Raw genomic sequence first — 13,884 nt, forward strand, 5'->3', positions numbered from 1 at the left:
CCATTCAGATCACCCCCTATGATGCTCGATTTTCCACGCGGACGGGCCTCTCCCGGCGTCCTGCACGTACCGGTAGCCCTTCGCGATCTCCTCCGGCGTCCAGTCGTTGCCTGGTGCACCCATCCCCTCTTCGGGGGTGTTGGCAGCGTTGTTGGCGTTGGCGTTGGCGCCCTCACCTGCAACAACACCGGACCCCTGGGGAGGGTCCTGGCGAGGGGGCAGCGGCGGGAAGTCATCGCGGTGCACGCCCGGCCCATTCCCGGCCTCTGCTCGCACCCCCGTCCGGATGGTGATGCGGCCCTCCCCGAGCACCCTCCGGACGGCCCGTGTGTCGGGCAGGGAGAGGTGCTGACGGAGGGTGGTGAGGAGCACTCCCCGGCCCTCTCCAACGAGCCGGTGGAGAGCGCGGATCACGTCCTCCTGGGAGGGTCCGGCGGGGGGCTTTTCGGCGGTCTCGGGGGACTCCTCGGGGGCGTCGCCGGCGGGCTCGTCGGGGGAGCTGGCCGGGGCCTTCGCGAGGTCGACCGCGGGGATCTCCTCGCGACCCTTCCCGAGCCGCTGGAGGCGGCCGAGGAGCCCGCCACGGGGGGCGTCCTTCGGCTTCTCCTTCTCGACCTTCTCCCCATTTGCGGGGGCCTCTTCGGGGGCGTCGCCTTCCTTGGGCTTCTCCCCTGCCTTCTCATTCTTCGGGTCCTTATCCCCCGCCTTCTCCCCCGCCTTCTTGCCCTTCTTCTTCTTGGCGCCTGGCTCGGGAATTCGGCCGGTTCCGGCGGCGACGAGGAGCAGCAGGAAAGCGGCGGCCATGCCGTACGGAGCAGCCGGGTGCTGGGCGGGTGCGGTGGCCAGGACGTAGCCGAGGCCGGCCGCGATACCGAGGCGCGCGGGGATGCCGCCGCCCTTGCCGATGCTGCCGGTCAGCCACGCGTAGACGAGGACCAGGAGCAGCCGCCCGCCGCGCAGCAGGCACAGCACGCCGACGATTGCGCCGTGCCCGGCCCTGGCGAGGCCGCGCAGCAGCGGGGGGCCGCCGACGCGGCCAGCGGCCACGGCGAGCGGTCCCAGCTCCTTGAGCGGCCGTACGTCGTAGTACGGCCGCAGTTCGGGGAGGGTGAAGGACCGCAGCCGTGGCGTGGGCTCCTCGTCCTCCTGGCCCTCGTCGACGTCGCCCTGGTCCTCGTCGTCGACGTCGACGAGGTCCGGCTCGGGCTCGGTGGGCAGCGGCGCCACCGGCACGGCTACGGGCACGGGCATGCCCCACTCCCCCGCCGCCTCGTCGTCGGGCTCGGGGTCGGGGACCGGGTACAGGTGCGCGGCGCTGCTCATCAGGCCGCAATCTGCTGAGCGGCCAGGGCGATCTTGTCGGCGAGGATGCCGAGACCGCCGTCGGCGCTGGACGCGATGTAGAAGAACGGGATGCCCATCATGACGACGCCGCGCAGGCTGAGCTTCTTCCACATGATGATCGCGATCATGGACAGGCCGATCGCGGGGAGCGTCAGGCCGGGGAACACGCCCTCGGCAAGCCCCAGCACGTCTTTGACGACGCCCTTCACCAGGGAGAAGGGCCAGCCGGACGCGGCGTAGGACGCTCCGGCGAGAACGGACAGGATCAGCGCCCATCCCCAGCTCAGGGACTTGATCTTGCCGCCGCCGGCCGTGCCGACGATCAGAACGACGGTGAGGACGAAGGCGAGACCGAAGGGGCCGAGCGTGCCGAGCAGGCTGTTCATGCGGGTTCCTTGGGGTGTGGTGGCGGGGTGGGCTACAGCACGAGGCCGGTGGAGCCGTACAGGAGGGAGCCGACGACCATGGAGATCAGCGGGATACGTCCGGCGAGCGCGAACAGCGGGAACCAGCTCCGGGTGCGGTGGTCGAGCGACCAGATGGCGACGGCGACGCCGTACCAGAGGAAGACGTGCCAGTCGGTCCACGAGCCGTAGGTGTGCACCAGGTACGCGGTCTCGGACGTGAAGAACTGCGGGATGCCGAAGTAGAAGCCGATGCCGAGCGCGGCCCCGTTGTAGAGGAGCCAGCGCGTCGGGGTGTCCATGCCGACGTACCACTGGATGAGGGACTGCTTCGGGGCCGGCCGGTTGTCGAGGTAGGCGGGGCGTCGGTAGATCCGGGAGCCGGAGCCCTTGCCGCGCCACTGCTTGCGGATCCTCGACGGCACCGTGTCGCCGTCTTCCGCCTCCTCGTCGTCGCCGTCTTGCGGCTCAGGGACTTCGAGCTGCGTCTCGCATTCGGCGCACCAGTAGGCGACGAGTTCGCCGGTGGGGCGGGCGTGGACCGCGTGCGGGTTGGGGTGCTCGCACGGCTGCCCAGGGGTGGCCTCTCCCCCACCGTCCTTGGTGGCGCCGTCCTCGCCGAGGTGCGGCTTGTTGAGCATCCACCAGTCCGGTAGCCGCGAGGCGCCCGGACCGGTGCCCGTGCTGGTCGGGTCGGTGTCCGCCGTGTCCGGGACGGTGCCCGAGGTGCCGGCGTCGTCGTCCTCGGGGGCGTGGTCGGGGTCGATGCGGTCGGCGAGGGTGCTGAGGTGGCCGAGGATCGAGCGGGGCCGGAGGTCCATCGGTCAGTTCCTTCCGTACGGCTTGAGGGCGCGGGCGGCTCGGCGGCCGAGGTCGCGGCCGTGGCCGCGGTAGCGCCGGGCGATGCCGCGCAGCACGGGCACGGCGCTCTGCGCGGGCACGACGCGGATGCCGTCGAAGATGAGCGCGCCGCCGTCGACGGGGGCGCCGTGCATGACGACGAGAGAGATCACCGGCACGCCCAGCACGCGGCTGACGGTCTCGGCCTCGTGGCGCAGGCCGCGCAGCCGGTCGGTGACGTCGAGGTCACCGTGGAGGAGCCGGCCGCCGACGGCGCGTACGCGGTACCGGGCGTCCCACCGCTTGGAGTCGACGACGACGGGCACACCCCGGGGCGACACCACAAGGTGATCGACGTTCGCGCGGCCGGTGGGCAGCGCGAGGTCATGCAGGACGGTCCAGCCGAGGAGGCGCAGGACGACCAGCAGGCGGCCGGTGCGTCGCTCGCCTACGGCACCGGCGGCGAACTGGGCGGCCTGACGGCCGCGCACGGTCTGGACGCCGGCCAGCTCGGCGAGCCGCACGAGCGGCGTGCGGAGCTGGCGGGCGCGGGCCGCCGCCGACCGCCCGGCGCGGCTGGGGCGGCGACCCCAGACGAGCCAGGCGAGTACGGCGGCGGCCAGCAGGATCGTGCCGATGCTCACGACACCCTCTTCTTCTTCGGCTTGGGGTTCTCGATCCGGCTGCGGGTGCGGCGCACGGTCTCGCTGAGCTTGAACAGCTCCAGCTCGGTGCCGGGGCGGCCGTGGACCGCGATGACTTCCTCGGTGAGGTCCGGGTCGCTGATCTTCGGGTCGGCCTGGAGGGCGGTGCGGATGGTCGACGCGATCGACTCGTTGATGGGCCGCACGACGCCGTTGCCACCGTTGTCCTGGTCGCCGCCGGACGTGCCGGTGTCCGTGCCCTGTCCGGGCACGGGAGGCACGGGCGGTACGGGCGGGGTGCTGGCCTGCGCGGGCACAGTCCCGGACGGCTGTCCGGACGCGGCCGGGGCCGGGGTGGTCGGGACGGGTAGAGCAGGCTCCGGAGCGGGCTCAGCCGGGGCCTGTCCGGACACCGTCCCGGACGCGTCCGGACGCTGTCCGGGCTGCGCCGGGGCGGTCAGGGCGGCGGTCGGGGCAGTCATGAGGGACTGCGCGGTCTGGTACTCCCGGCCGCCGACCGCACGCCGGTACGCCTCGCCGCGGTAGAGCCTGCGCAGCCGCTCGCCGACCAGGGCACGGCCGGCTGCCTCCTGCTCCTGCTCGACGACCCAGTTCGCGACGCCCTTGTTCAGGTGCACCTGGGTTCGGCGCAGCAGCAGCGCCCAGAAGCCCTTGCTCAGCAGGTCGATGCAGGCGCCGACGGCGCCAACCCACGGCAGGTCGTTGCTGTAGCCGTAGACGAAGACCGACCCCATGCCGATGGCGAGGGCGACCCATCCGGCGGTGCGGGCGGGGCGGGCGCGGTCGGGGTCGATCCGGCCGTCCAGCCACTCAAGGCCGAGGCAGCCGAGCCAGCTCGCGGTGAAGACGAGGCCGATCAGGTAGGCGACGAAGGGGTGCAGCAGCTCCGAGAGGAGACCGCCGACGCTGGCGGAGGTGCCGATGAACGCGGCGACCGTGAGGAAGGTGGCGAGGCCGATGATCCCGCGCAGGACGGCGGTCTCCCAGTCCTTCGGCGGCACGGGCTCTTCGACGTAGTACGCCTCCTCGTGGGTGGACTCGCGCCCGTCGATGACGGTGACGACCTGCCGGAACTTCTTCACCCGGCGGTACTTCACGCCGGGCTCCTGGTACGCCGGCGCGTCGGGGGTCTCGGGCATCGGGCTGCCTTTCGGGGGTGGCGATACGGGGGAAGGCCGGACCCGCCTCGGGGGTGGCGGGTCCGGCCGGTCGTGCGGGCCGCCGCGTGGGGCAGCCGGTCCCCTGCGCCGTGCTCTCCGGCCGCTACTTCGGCGGGTCGGAGGGCTCCGGGGCGGGAGTCTCGGGCGGGTACCAGCCGCCTCGGTTCGGGTCGTAGTCGGTGACCTGCCGCTCGTCGGCGCGGTCGGGGTCGCGGATCGGGAATCCGCTGGGGAGGCGGCTCACGGGTTCTGGCCTCCCTCGGCGCCGGCCGACTCGGAGCCGCCCGCGCGGGCGTTGCGGTCGGCGTCGGCTGCGGCGGACTCGCGCACGGCCGGGGGCACGTAGACCTGCCCGGCCTGGGCGATCAGGGCGGCGGCGGTCTCGCCACTGGGGTTGCCGCTCATCAGCGGACACCGCCTGTCAGGGCGGGCTCGGCGAACTCGACGCCGATCGCGCGGCGCAGGTGCAGCGCGTACTCGCCTCGGGTGATGCCGTCGGGCCGCTCGGGGGCGGCGGACAGTGCGGTGCGGGAGACGTGAGCGGAATCGCTGCCCAGACTCCGGCCGCACACGTTGTACGACTCGGCGCCGATGCTGACCAGGAGCGCGTCGGGCTCCAGGAGCTCGGTGGGGCGGATGGCCGTGAAGTGGGCGGCGACCTGGTTCAGGACGCGGGCGGCCTTCTCGGCGAAGGTGGGGCTGTCGGCGGTACTGCCATCAGCCGGTTTCAGATCAGTAGAGTGATGCACTGCGTCGACTCCTGTAGTGGCAGGTGTGCGGCGTTCCCGGCACCGTGTGCGACCACGGCGCCAGGGTTGAAGGCGGCCCGGTATGCGACTACCGGGCCGCCGCTTTCAGCAGCCCCGGCCTTGCGTGCGACCGCGCGGCCGGGGCTTTGTGTTGATGTTTCGGAAGGCTACCACCTACTTTCGCAGTTAGCGCAAGTAGGTTGTGAGAGGATGACGGTATGTCCGACTCCCCCGAAGGGGTGCCGCATGCGCAGGAGCAGCCGGTGCTCGTGTCGATTCCCGAGATGCCCGACCGCCTGGAGGCGGCCGGGCTGCGGAAGTTGACGACGGCCCGCATCCGGCAGCTCGCGGGGACTGACGCGTTCCCGGATCCGGTCTACACGCGGGGGCGGCTGCGGTTGTGGCTGTGGCCGGCCGTCGAGGCGTACTTCCGGGACAGGAAGTTGACCCCGGGCGCCAGGACGGACCTGGAGAAGAAGGCCGATGACGGCGGTTGACCTGCTCGTTCACCGGCCGTTTATCGAGACGCGGCCGGGCGCCGTGGACAGCCGCCCGGCCGCTGACCAGCGAGCGTAGCCGCTGCGTGCGGACACAGCGCGGCCCCCGCCCCGGAAGATCCGGGACGAGGGCCGTCGGTATCCGCGCCGGGGCGATTACTTCCCGCTCCCGCCACCGCTGCTCTGCCGGTTGGCGTCGCCGACCCTGTCGGACAACTCCTCGCGGTCCTCGTCCTTCGACATGTCACCGGCGCCCAGGATGGCCAGAGCCTTGATATTGGTAGCGTCCACGGTTCCCATCTCCTGCGACTAGGACGGTTGGGATTCCTGAACCCCCGGCGAAGGCGTGCGACCGCCTGCCGGGGGTTTGGTGCTGCCGGGGGTGGCGACGCCGGGCGGTAGTGGCCTTCCGGCGCCGCCGTTTCCCCTCGGGCGTGAATCCGATCTGTCATGCGGACCGGACAGCCCCTAAGGTGTCTTAAGACACCGTCGGGTGTCAACCCAGTAACACCGGGTTACGCAGAACACTTTGGAGGCTTGGATGCCATCCGAGCGAGGACTGCCGCCTTACCGGCAGATCGCCGAAGAGATCATCGACAAGATCAGGAGCGGGGAACTGGAGCCGGGCGACGCCATCCCGTCCGCGCGGGACATCGTCCGGGACAAGGGCGTCAGCTCGGCCACGGCTGCGCGGGTGCCGGGCGTGCTGCGCGCCCAGGGCTACGCGGAGACGAAGCCGGGCATCGGCACGTTCGTGCGGAAGCCGAAGCCGATCACCGTGGGTACCAACCGGCTCGGTCGGATGCTCGGGGCGCGGCCGACGGTCGGCGACGGCGAGCGCGTCGAGATCCTGGACCTGAACCGCGAACCGGCCTCGCAGGAGGTCGCCGACGGGCTCGGTGTCGAGCTCGGGACCGAGGTGGGGAGGCGCCGCCGTCGCTACCTCGACGCCGGGGGCGTGGTCACTGTGTCGGCAACGTGGGTGACCGGTGCGGTCGTGGACGCCGCACCGGCCTTCCTCGAACCCGCCCCGCTGCCACGGCTGACGTTCGGGCTGGTCGAGGAGGCGACCGGCCGCCGCGTCGCACGCCGACGCGACACCTACGAGCAGCGGCCGGTGCCGGCCGACGTCGCCGAGCACCTGGGCGTGCCCGCAGGTTCCGAGGCGCTGGCCATCATCAATCACTACTGGGACGCGGACGGCGATCCGACGGAGTTCGCCATCGACTTCATCGGTCCCGGCCGCTCGTGCTCCGCCGAGTACGACGTGGAGTGACACCGAGCTGCGCAGAGCGTCGCGGCTGATGCACCGTTCGGCCCCCTCCCCGGTATCTGCTGGGAAGGGGGCCGAGTTGCGTCCGGACACTGTCCACGTGTCCTGTCCGGACGATGTCCGCGCTGGTAGCGGGGGATATCAGCGTCCGGCGGCGACGACGGCGGCGACGCCGATCACGGCGCGGTGCAACGCCTGGTCGAGGAGGGGGCCGGCCGCGGGGTCGCGGGAGAGCCAGGTGCCCTTACCCGCCTTGTGCGCGGCGCGGACGATGAGCGGGGCGCCCTCCTCGGCGGTCTCAGGCCAGTGTCCGGCGCAGCGGTCGATGGCGTAGTGCGTCCCGGCAGAGAGGGCAAGAGCGGCGACCGCGCGGCGCCAGTCCAGGCCGAGGCGCAGGTAACGGTCTGCGGCCAGCAGCGCGAGCGCTTGCCCGGCAGTGTACGAAGCGACGTGCCGTGCGCAGGCGAAGGCGCCTTCACGCCCGTCGTGGCCCTTGGCGACGGCGTCGCCGTCGCGCTGGAGGACGTAGTCGCCGATCTCGTGCGCAGCCATCAGGGCGGCATACGCGGCTCCGGTGCGGGCGCCCGGCAACGCCGGGCCGGTGGTGCGTCGGGCGAGTGCGAGGTTCACAGTTGGGCTCCTTCGGTGTCGGGGTCCAGACTTCCGGGCCGGGGACGACCGTTGTGCCCAATGCTGGGCACTCGCGGGGTGGGACACCTCACGGAAACCGGCGGCGGGCGGGCGGGCCGTACGGCGACTGCCAGGCGGGCCGGTCACGGCGCCCGGCCGACGCGGGCGAGCTGCGGAGTTGTTCGGCCGCCTGGAGCATGGCGGCGCCGGCTGCCTTCACGGCGGGAGCCATGCGCCGGAACGCCTCGCGGATCGGGGCGAGGGCGGCGGCGAGCTCGGCGAGGAGGGCGTGCGCCTCCGTGCGGACCAGGTCGGTGTGCTCGCCGCTTTCGCCGCGCTCGGCCTGGGCGACGGCAGCGAGGGCCTGCTGGGCGGTGAGGCCGTGCCGGGCCACGAGGCGCTGAGCGACGAGGAGAGCGGCACGGGCGGTATCCGGGGTCATGTGCTGGGGTCCTCCGGGGTGCCGGTGTCCGTGCTGGTCGTGATGGGTGTCGGGGCGCCGGGTCCGGACGTGTCCGGCGGGTGTCCGGGGCGGTGCGGGCGGGCGTCGTCGTCGCTGTCGCTCCAGCGGTGTCGGACGCCGTCGAGCGTTATCCCCGTGTGGAGCACGAACCCGTGCTCGGCGGTCTCTGCCGCGTTGTGGCTGGCCGCGCGCCAGCAGCAGGCTGGGCCGGCCGCCGACCCGGCCCAACTCGCGGTGCACGGCTCGACGCCGGTCGCAGCCGGGCCGTACGGGTCGCCGCGTGCCTGGTCGATCGCGGCGAGCGCTTCCACGAAGGCGGCGCCGATCAGGCCGCGGGGCACGGTGGCGCGGTACTCGACCCGGACGCCGTCCGACGGGTTGTCCGGGACAGGTTCGGGCCGTGTCCGGACGATGTCCGCGCCGGTCACGGCGGGGGCGTCGTCGTAGACCGGATTGTCGTCAACGACGTTGTCCGGGTTGTCCGGACGGTGCCCGGGGCGGGTCACTGCTCGCTGCCGACCGGGTGTGTGCCCAGCCCGACCGGGGCCGTCTCCGGTTGCGTCGGCTCGGGGTCGGGCACGGGCGCCATCGGAACGACACCCATGTGATTCGGGTCGGTGTGCGCGGCGACCTGTTCGTGGACCGGCGGGGCGGGTGGCTGGTTCCACAGCGGGTGTTCGGGGCGCAGCAGGATGTGCGCCGCGCCCAGAAGGCGGACCGCGGTGTACTCGGCAGCTTCGCGGCCGAGCGGGTACGGGGCGCACTGCGTGAGCACGTACGCCAGCTCGGCGACGTCGAGGGGGCGGACGCCGTCGGCGGGCCGCAGGGCCTCGTCCCACTGGAAGTCGCAGCGCTGGCAGGTCCGTTCGAGATGCTCGGGGAGCGGACCGCGCATCATGGTGCGGCCGTTGTACTCCCACATGCCGCGCTCCGACGCCGGCCGGAAAGTGGTGAACGCTTCCGTGTTGGAGCACTTGATGCAGATGGTCAGTTCGCCGGTGTACGGCGGCAGTTCGCTGCCGGGCTGCTCTTCGGTGGCTTCGTCCGGGAGCGGATTCCGGATCGCGTCGCTGGTGTCGTGGTTCATGGGGTCGTGCCCTTCGGGTCGGGTCTGGTGGATCCGCGCGAGCACCGCCGCGCCCGCGCGGGTGACGGGGGATGGTAGGGCCTTCACAGACCCCCGGTCCGGCGTCGTGCCCACGTCGGGCGGTAGGTAGGAACGGGTGTGCTGAGGGTCTGTTCGGCGCGGTCCAGGCGGAGGCCGTGACGGCGGGCGCGGAAGCTGCCCGCCCACGCGGCGGCACGGCCGATCAGGTGCGCACTGCCTGCCGCGTACCCGACGGCCGCGACGGCGGCGGCCAGGAGGACGGTCACAGCGGGTCCTCGCCGTTGTCGCTCGGGTCGAGGAGGAGGCCCACCATGACCGCGATCGGGTGCCGGGCAGTGCGGTCGTGCTGCTTGCGCTGCACCTGGTCGTCGAGCTGGTCGGCCCACGCCTGGATACGGACGAGGGCGGCGGCCATCGCGTCGGGGTGGTCGAGGATGCCCGCCTGGTCCGCGTCCTCCTCGGCGGCGATCTCGCGGAGCCGCTTCTGCGCCTCGCCCCACGCGTCGGCGTGGTCGGGGCCGCCCCAGCCGAACACTTCGGGGCCGATGGCGAGCGCCGCGTCGCGGAACGCCTGCGCGCGGCCTCGGCTGCCGGTACGGGGCCGACCGTCACCGGGCTGGACGTCGAGGGGTACGGCGGCGAGGGCCTGCCCGGTCGAGGGGACGACGAGGGGCAGCAGGCCGATCGCCACGGCGGCGCGGAGCCAGTCGCGGCCCGCGGTGCGCCATGCGTGCTGCTCGTGCCAGTCCAGCGCTTCCCACGGGCGCCCGGTGTCGTCGCTCGCGCCGTAGGCGGCCTTGGAGAGGGCGGAGACGCGCGGGTCGGTGTAGTGCAGGCGGGTCGCCGCGTCGGGGCCGGTCGGCGGCTGGGGGGCCTCGGTGGGCGGGGCGGTGTCGGTCATGACGATGTCCTCCTGGTCGTGCTGTGGGTCGGCGCTCATGCCGGATCGCCGGCGTCGGGGCGGGCGCGCTGCTGGGCGGCAATCTCGGTGGCGGCGGCGACGGCGAGGCCGTACATGGCGCTGACGGCGTCGCCGATGTCGCGGCAGCCGGGCCGGTCTCCGTGCTCGGCGAGGACCTTGAACAGGGCGTGCGTGGTCTCCTGGTCGCGGTTGGCCCACGCGGTGATGAACCTGACGGCGAACCGCGCGACGGGCGGCAGGTCGTCGGTGGAAGCCTCGCTGCCGTCGGGAGCCTCGACCAGGATTCCGAACGCGCAGTCGGGACCGTGGTCGCGGCGGACGCTGAACACGGCGGTCTCGGCGAGAGAGCCGAGGACTGCGTACGTCGAGGCAGGGCCTTCGTCGACGATCGGCTGGAGCAGCGTCAGGCCGGTGGTGTGGTTACCGGCGACGCCGTGCGCGACAGCGTTGCAAATGATGTTGGGGTCCGGGGCGGGCATCGGTAGGTGCCTCCTGCGTGTGGGGCGGGGTGATCCGGCGGCGGGGTGGCTGCTCCCGGTTCGAGCGGGAGCGGCCACCCTGTGCCGGGCGGGCCGGGCCAGCAGGTCAGAAGCAGCGGGCACAGGTGCAGTGGACGCGGAACAGCCGCTCGGTGCCGATGTCGTCGCGGCGGAAGCTGGACTGGCACAGGGACGAGGGCCAGTGGTCGACGGGGCCGGACGTCGGGCAGCTCGGGCAGTTCGCCGGCCGCGGGTCGCTGTCGCGGGCCGGGGTGACCTCGCCGCGGGTCAGGGCGGGCACGCCGTATGTGGTCATGCGGTGATCTCCAGGTCTCCGAGCGGCTGCTCGGCGTCGATGTGGTCGTGGAGTTGGCGCAGGCGGGCGATGGCCCGTGCGCGGTCGCCGCGTTCGCTGAGCGCGCGGCGTGCGGCGGCAGGGATCTGGAACCAGCAGCCCGCGCACAGATACAGGCGGGACGGCTTCGGCCTGCGGCACGACCGGCAGGGGCTCCCGGTGTACGCGCCTCGCGGCGTCCGGGAGGCCATCAGGCGCCGGCCGGGACGAACGGCTTCTCGCCGACGCCGTCGCAGCGGGCGCCGGTCGAGAACCCAGCCGCCGTCATGCCGTAGTGCCAGCGGATCAGGCCCTTGCGGGTGAGCGGAAACGTGCGGGGCGAGCACTTCGGGCACTCGCCGCGCGGCTTCGGCGTGCTGCTGGCCGTGGTGGTCATCGGGTGGGCTCTCCTTCGGGGATCAGCAGTCGGGCCATCCGGCCGCCGGTGTCGGGGCAGTTGATCGTTCGGCATCCGGCGTGGACGTAGCTGCCGTGGCGGCAGCGCAGCCGGTTGTGCTCCGGCAGCTCGTCGCGCCGCGGTGCCTGGCGGACGACGGCGGTGGGCCGCTTGTGCCAGCCGTCCGGCTCGTCCTGCGTGGCCATGTCCCACGCCTCGATCGCGTCCTCAACCTGCTTCGGGTCGCGGGGGTGGCACCACGCGTAGTCGTAGCCCCACGCGCCTTCTTCGCCGTGCGGTACGCAGATCACGCGGATGTTGGAGCCGTGCCAGATCCACAGCACGCGGTGTGTCTCGTCGCGCTTGATCTCGTGGCCTTCCCAGCGGTCGTCGTACGGGTAGCTCGACACCAGACTCGGCGGCAGCATCACGACAGGGGTTCTCCTTCCGGTTCGTACGGCAAGGCCGGTGGGCCAGGCCGCGGGTTCGAGGGGTGGCGGCTGGCTATGGCCAGCGCGCGGGTCACAGCCCGGCCGCCGTATCGGTCGGTCGCCTCGTCGTGGCCGTGCTCCTCGAGGAACCGCAGTACCTCGCCGGGCTCGACGCCCTCCGGCATCGGCTGGGCGGGCCGGCGGGCCGCGGTGCCGCACAGCAGGCACCCGTTCTCGGCCGCCTCGTCGACGGGGCCGCCGGGGTGCCGCGTGCACCGGTTCGCCGGGACGCGCTTGCCCTGTGCCTGCTTCACGAGCTGGTGCGCGCGGTGAAGCTCGTCCTCCAGCTCCGCGAGCGTCGCGTCGTGCACGTCGTTCCGGGAGGCGAACGCGGCGATGTTCCGCAACGCCTGTCCGATCGCGGGCAGGTAGTCGGGGTTCACCCGTTGCTCACCGCTTCCAGGGCACGCCGCTCTTCCTCGGCTGCCACGAGGCAGTCGGGACACCGGCCGGAGTCCCGCAGCCGGTGCTCACGTCCGCAGCCGCAAACCCGCAGCGGGGCCGTGGGGTCCTCAACGGGTCGCTGGACGCGCTCCACGGGCTTCCTGGGGGTTCCCTGGCCACCGCCAGTCAGCGAGAGCAGGAACGCGCCCTGCACGGGCTTCTGGGTGTCGTCACGGACGCAGCCGCCGCAGACCTCGCGGTCGGGCCGCACGATCGTGCCGGTCTCGCAGCGCGGGCAGCGGCGGGCCTCCGGCGCCTGCGGCGCAGCCGCAGCGGTCTCGGGCTGGCTGGGGGAATCGTCGTCTTCGCTCCGCGCGCCCGCGCGCTGCTGTGGTTGCGGTGAGTCCTCAGCCAGTTCTTTGTCTCTGCGTGGGTCTCTACCGGAGGTAGAGGAGTCTTTGTAGACCCCCGCCATGGACGCTGTCCGGACCGCGTCCATGGACGCTTTCCGGGGGCGTCCATGGACGCTGTCCGGGTCTTCGTCGGGAGCTTCGGAACCCCCGCCATGGACGCTGTCCGGACCGCGTCCATGGACGCTGTCCGCCTCGTTCTCGTCCTCGTTGCGGACAGCGTCCATGGACGCTGTCCGGGCATCCTCGGCCTTCTTCTTCGCGTGGGCCTTCCGCTGCCGGGTGTCGGTGTAGTGGTGCATGTGCTCCTCCCACGGCAGTCCGCCGGGCAGGAGCGCGATCGGTGCGAGCTGGTACATCGACGAGGCATTCGGCCGTCGCTTCCGCGCCAGTGCGCCCACGCCCATCAGCACCTTCACGGAGCGCGTGACGCTCTCCTGCGAGCAGCCCGCGAGGGTGGCGAGGGTGTCCCGGCCGGGGAAGGCGTTGGAGCCGTCGGCGTCGGCGTACGTGGCGATCCAGACGCCCACGTGAACGACGCGAGCCACCTCGGGAATCCGCTTCCCCACGCGCAGCACCTCGGCCCGCATGGCGTTGATCCATGCGGTGCGTGGTGCCTGCTTGTGCTCGGCTGTGCTCATCGCGCCTCTCAAGATCGGGTGGTAGGCGGTGGGGGGACGGAGAGAACTGACCTCGCGTCACGCGTGGCCGTGTGATCACTATGGGTGCAACTTTAATCTTTGGCAAGAGTGACCATATTCGCCAGATTGGCCAGCGGTTACACTTTGGCCATGACCGCTGCTCAGACACCGAAGCGCGCTGCTCAAAAGCCCGTACTCGCCCCCGACGGGGTCCAGGACTTGCCGCTCACGGACGCTCGCGCCCAGCTCACGACGTTGATCGAGGACGCTCGCGAGCGGGACCTGGTGACCGCGCTCACCGTGCGCGGACGCCGGCGTATCTGCCTCGTCACACCCGAGTTCTACGAGCGCGCCAAGCAGGCTCTCGGCGAGGGCTGACCGGCTACTCACGGACGGCCCCGGGCCTTGCGCCGGTACGCGGACATGTCCACGACGCCGGGCGGCAGGACGACAGGGGCAGGCCGGCCGTGCCTCGGTATCGGGCCTGGGCACGTCGCCACGTGCGGCTTGTGCAGCTTCTCCCAGGCCATGACGGGCAGTTCGTCCGTCGGGCGGCGAGAGACCCATGTGCCCGTCCCGTTCCGGTAGACCGCGGTGTTCCCGTCGACGTCCGGTTCGGTGTCGACGGCCAGGCGCTTCCCTGCCTCGGTGGTGGTCCACAGCACCGGTCTGCGGCATCGCGGGCACTGCATG

Annotated in this window: 26 protein-coding genes; 3 read left to right on the forward strand and 23 right to left on the reverse strand. The window is 72.4% G+C overall.

Features of this window, described 5'->3' with window-relative positions:
• Nucleotides 1-9: 9 nt before the first annotated feature.
• From ACQP17_RS14720 to ACQP17_RS14755, 8 genes are all read right to left on the reverse strand, one after another.
• Nucleotides 10-1,323 (reverse strand): hypothetical protein, encoded by a 1,314-nt coding sequence (locus ACQP17_RS14720; RefSeq protein WP_433856705.1) that lies wholly within the window; start codon nucleotides 1,321-1,323, stop codon nucleotides 10-12.
• Entirely contained in the window at nucleotides 1,323-1,730 is a 408-nt protein-coding gene (locus ACQP17_RS14725; RefSeq protein WP_433856706.1) for a hypothetical protein, read from the reverse strand. The genes ACQP17_RS14720 and ACQP17_RS14725 overlap by 1 nt, the downstream gene beginning before the upstream one ends.
• Nucleotides 1,731-1,762: 32 nt before the next feature.
• Nucleotides 1,763-2,569: a hypothetical protein gene (locus ACQP17_RS14730; protein WP_433856707.1), complete on the reverse strand. Its 807-nt coding sequence runs from the start codon at nucleotides 2,567-2,569 to the stop codon at nucleotides 1,763-1,765.
• Between the two features lie 3 nt (nucleotides 2,570-2,572).
• Nucleotides 2,573-3,232, reverse strand: coding sequence for a nuclease-related domain-containing protein (locus ACQP17_RS14735; RefSeq protein WP_433856708.1), 660 nt, complete (start codon nucleotides 3,230-3,232; stop codon nucleotides 2,573-2,575).
• Entirely contained in the window at nucleotides 3,229-4,392 is a 1,164-nt protein-coding gene (locus ACQP17_RS14740; RefSeq protein WP_433856709.1) for a hypothetical protein, read from the reverse strand. The genes ACQP17_RS14735 and ACQP17_RS14740 overlap by 4 nt, the downstream gene beginning before the upstream one ends.
• Before the next feature lie 124 nt (nucleotides 4,393-4,516).
• Nucleotides 4,517-4,657, reverse strand: a complete 141-nt coding sequence (locus tag ACQP17_RS14745) for a hypothetical protein (RefSeq protein WP_433856710.1) — start codon at nucleotides 4,655-4,657, stop codon at nucleotides 4,517-4,519.
• Nucleotides 4,654-4,818, reverse strand: coding sequence for a hypothetical protein (locus ACQP17_RS14750; RefSeq protein WP_433856711.1), 165 nt, complete (start codon nucleotides 4,816-4,818; stop codon nucleotides 4,654-4,656). Before ACQP17_RS14750 ends, ACQP17_RS14745 begins: the two co-directional genes overlap by 4 nt.
• Complete coding sequence (locus ACQP17_RS14755) at nucleotides 4,818-5,162, reverse strand: hypothetical protein (RefSeq protein ID WP_433856712.1); 345 nt, start codon at nucleotides 5,160-5,162, stop codon at nucleotides 4,818-4,820. The genes ACQP17_RS14750 and ACQP17_RS14755 overlap by 1 nt, the downstream gene beginning before the upstream one ends.
• A gap of 218 nt (nucleotides 5,163-5,380) precedes the next feature.
• On the opposite strand from ACQP17_RS14755, the gene ACQP17_RS14760 reads away from it, so the two are divergent.
• The gene (locus ACQP17_RS14760) at nucleotides 5,381-5,659 is read left to right on the forward strand and encodes a hypothetical protein (RefSeq protein ID WP_433856713.1); all 279 of its coding nucleotides are present in this window, start codon (nucleotides 5,381-5,383) and stop codon (nucleotides 5,657-5,659) included.
• Between the two features lie 156 nt (nucleotides 5,660-5,815).
• Here ACQP17_RS14760 and ACQP17_RS14765 read toward each other — a convergent pair whose 3' ends face one another.
• Complete coding sequence (locus ACQP17_RS14765; RefSeq protein ID WP_433856714.1) at nucleotides 5,816-5,950, reverse strand: hypothetical protein; 135 nt, start codon at nucleotides 5,948-5,950, stop codon at nucleotides 5,816-5,818.
• 250 nt (nucleotides 5,951-6,200) lie between these two features.
• Between ACQP17_RS14765 and ACQP17_RS14770 the strand changes: the two genes are divergently transcribed.
• Entirely contained in the window at nucleotides 6,201-6,935 is a 735-nt protein-coding gene (locus ACQP17_RS14770) for a GntR family transcriptional regulator (RefSeq protein WP_433856715.1), read from the forward strand.
• 138 nt (nucleotides 6,936-7,073) lie between these two features.
• Here the strand turns inward: ACQP17_RS14770 and ACQP17_RS14775 are convergent, their stop codons facing one another.
• The 13 genes from ACQP17_RS14775 to ACQP17_RS14835 form a co-directional block, all read right to left on the reverse strand.
• Entirely contained in the window at nucleotides 7,074-7,562 is a 489-nt protein-coding gene (locus ACQP17_RS14775) for a hypothetical protein (protein WP_433856716.1), read from the reverse strand.
• Nucleotides 7,563-7,650: 88 nt separating this feature from the next.
• Nucleotides 7,651-8,004, reverse strand: coding sequence for a hypothetical protein (locus ACQP17_RS14780; RefSeq protein ID WP_433856717.1), 354 nt, complete (start codon nucleotides 8,002-8,004; stop codon nucleotides 7,651-7,653).
• Nucleotides 8,001-8,531: a hypothetical protein gene (locus tag ACQP17_RS14785; RefSeq protein ID WP_433856718.1), complete on the reverse strand. Its 531-nt coding sequence runs from the start codon at nucleotides 8,529-8,531 to the stop codon at nucleotides 8,001-8,003. The genes ACQP17_RS14780 and ACQP17_RS14785 overlap by 4 nt, the downstream gene beginning before the upstream one ends.
• A complete protein-coding gene (locus ACQP17_RS14790) occupies nucleotides 8,528-9,112 on the reverse strand; it encodes a hypothetical protein (RefSeq protein ID WP_433856719.1) in 585 nt (194 codons plus the stop codon). The genes ACQP17_RS14785 and ACQP17_RS14790 overlap by 4 nt, the downstream gene beginning before the upstream one ends.
• Nucleotides 9,113-9,195: 83 nt before the next feature.
• The gene (locus ACQP17_RS14795) at nucleotides 9,196-9,399 is read right to left on the reverse strand and encodes a hypothetical protein (RefSeq protein ID WP_433856720.1); all 204 of its coding nucleotides are present in this window, start codon (nucleotides 9,397-9,399) and stop codon (nucleotides 9,196-9,198) included.
• Nucleotides 9,396-10,073, reverse strand: a complete 678-nt coding sequence (locus ACQP17_RS14800) for a hypothetical protein (RefSeq protein ID WP_433856721.1) — start codon at nucleotides 10,071-10,073, stop codon at nucleotides 9,396-9,398. The genes ACQP17_RS14795 and ACQP17_RS14800 overlap by 4 nt, the downstream gene beginning before the upstream one ends.
• Complete coding sequence (locus ACQP17_RS14805; protein ID WP_433856722.1) at nucleotides 10,070-10,534, reverse strand: hypothetical protein; 465 nt, start codon at nucleotides 10,532-10,534, stop codon at nucleotides 10,070-10,072. Before ACQP17_RS14805 ends, ACQP17_RS14800 begins: the two co-directional genes overlap by 4 nt.
• A 106-nt stretch (nucleotides 10,535-10,640) precedes the next feature.
• A complete protein-coding gene (locus ACQP17_RS14810; protein WP_433856723.1) occupies nucleotides 10,641-10,850 on the reverse strand; it encodes a hypothetical protein in 210 nt (69 codons plus the stop codon).
• Complete coding sequence (locus tag ACQP17_RS14815; protein ID WP_433856724.1) at nucleotides 10,847-11,080, reverse strand: hypothetical protein; 234 nt, start codon at nucleotides 11,078-11,080, stop codon at nucleotides 10,847-10,849. Before ACQP17_RS14815 ends, ACQP17_RS14810 begins: the two co-directional genes overlap by 4 nt.
• Nucleotides 11,080-11,265, reverse strand: coding sequence for a hypothetical protein (locus tag ACQP17_RS14820; protein ID WP_433856725.1), 186 nt, complete (start codon nucleotides 11,263-11,265; stop codon nucleotides 11,080-11,082). The genes ACQP17_RS14815 and ACQP17_RS14820 overlap by 1 nt, the downstream gene beginning before the upstream one ends.
• Nucleotides 11,262-11,693, reverse strand: coding sequence for a hypothetical protein (locus tag ACQP17_RS14825; RefSeq protein WP_433856726.1), 432 nt, complete (start codon nucleotides 11,691-11,693; stop codon nucleotides 11,262-11,264). The genes ACQP17_RS14820 and ACQP17_RS14825 overlap by 4 nt, the downstream gene beginning before the upstream one ends.
• Complete coding sequence (locus tag ACQP17_RS14830) at nucleotides 11,693-12,139, reverse strand: hypothetical protein (RefSeq protein ID WP_433856727.1); 447 nt, start codon at nucleotides 12,137-12,139, stop codon at nucleotides 11,693-11,695. Before ACQP17_RS14830 ends, ACQP17_RS14825 begins: the two co-directional genes overlap by 1 nt.
• Nucleotides 12,136-13,191 carry a hypothetical protein gene (locus tag ACQP17_RS14835; RefSeq protein WP_433856728.1) on the reverse strand — a complete coding sequence of 352 codons (1,056 nt, stop codon included), beginning with the start codon at nucleotides 13,189-13,191 and terminating at the stop codon, nucleotides 12,136-12,138. Before ACQP17_RS14835 ends, ACQP17_RS14830 begins: the two co-directional genes overlap by 4 nt.
• A gap of 150 nt (nucleotides 13,192-13,341) precedes the next feature.
• Between ACQP17_RS14835 and ACQP17_RS14840 the strand changes: the two genes are divergently transcribed.
• Nucleotides 13,342-13,569, forward strand: coding sequence for a type II toxin-antitoxin system prevent-host-death family antitoxin (locus ACQP17_RS14840; RefSeq protein ID WP_433856729.1), 228 nt, complete (start codon nucleotides 13,342-13,344; stop codon nucleotides 13,567-13,569).
• 8 nt (nucleotides 13,570-13,577) lie between these two features.
• On the opposite strand, the gene ACQP17_RS14845 is transcribed toward ACQP17_RS14840, so the two are convergent.
• Complete coding sequence (locus ACQP17_RS14845; protein ID WP_433856730.1) at nucleotides 13,578-13,883, reverse strand: hypothetical protein; 306 nt, start codon at nucleotides 13,881-13,883, stop codon at nucleotides 13,578-13,580.
• Nucleotide 13,884 lies beyond the last annotated feature (1 nt).

It is taken from the genome of Streptomyces kronopolitis, assembly GCF_050953795.1.
GTDB classification, from domain to species: domain Bacteria; phylum Actinomycetota; class Actinomycetes; order Streptomycetales; family Streptomycetaceae; genus Streptomyces; species Streptomyces kronopolitis_A.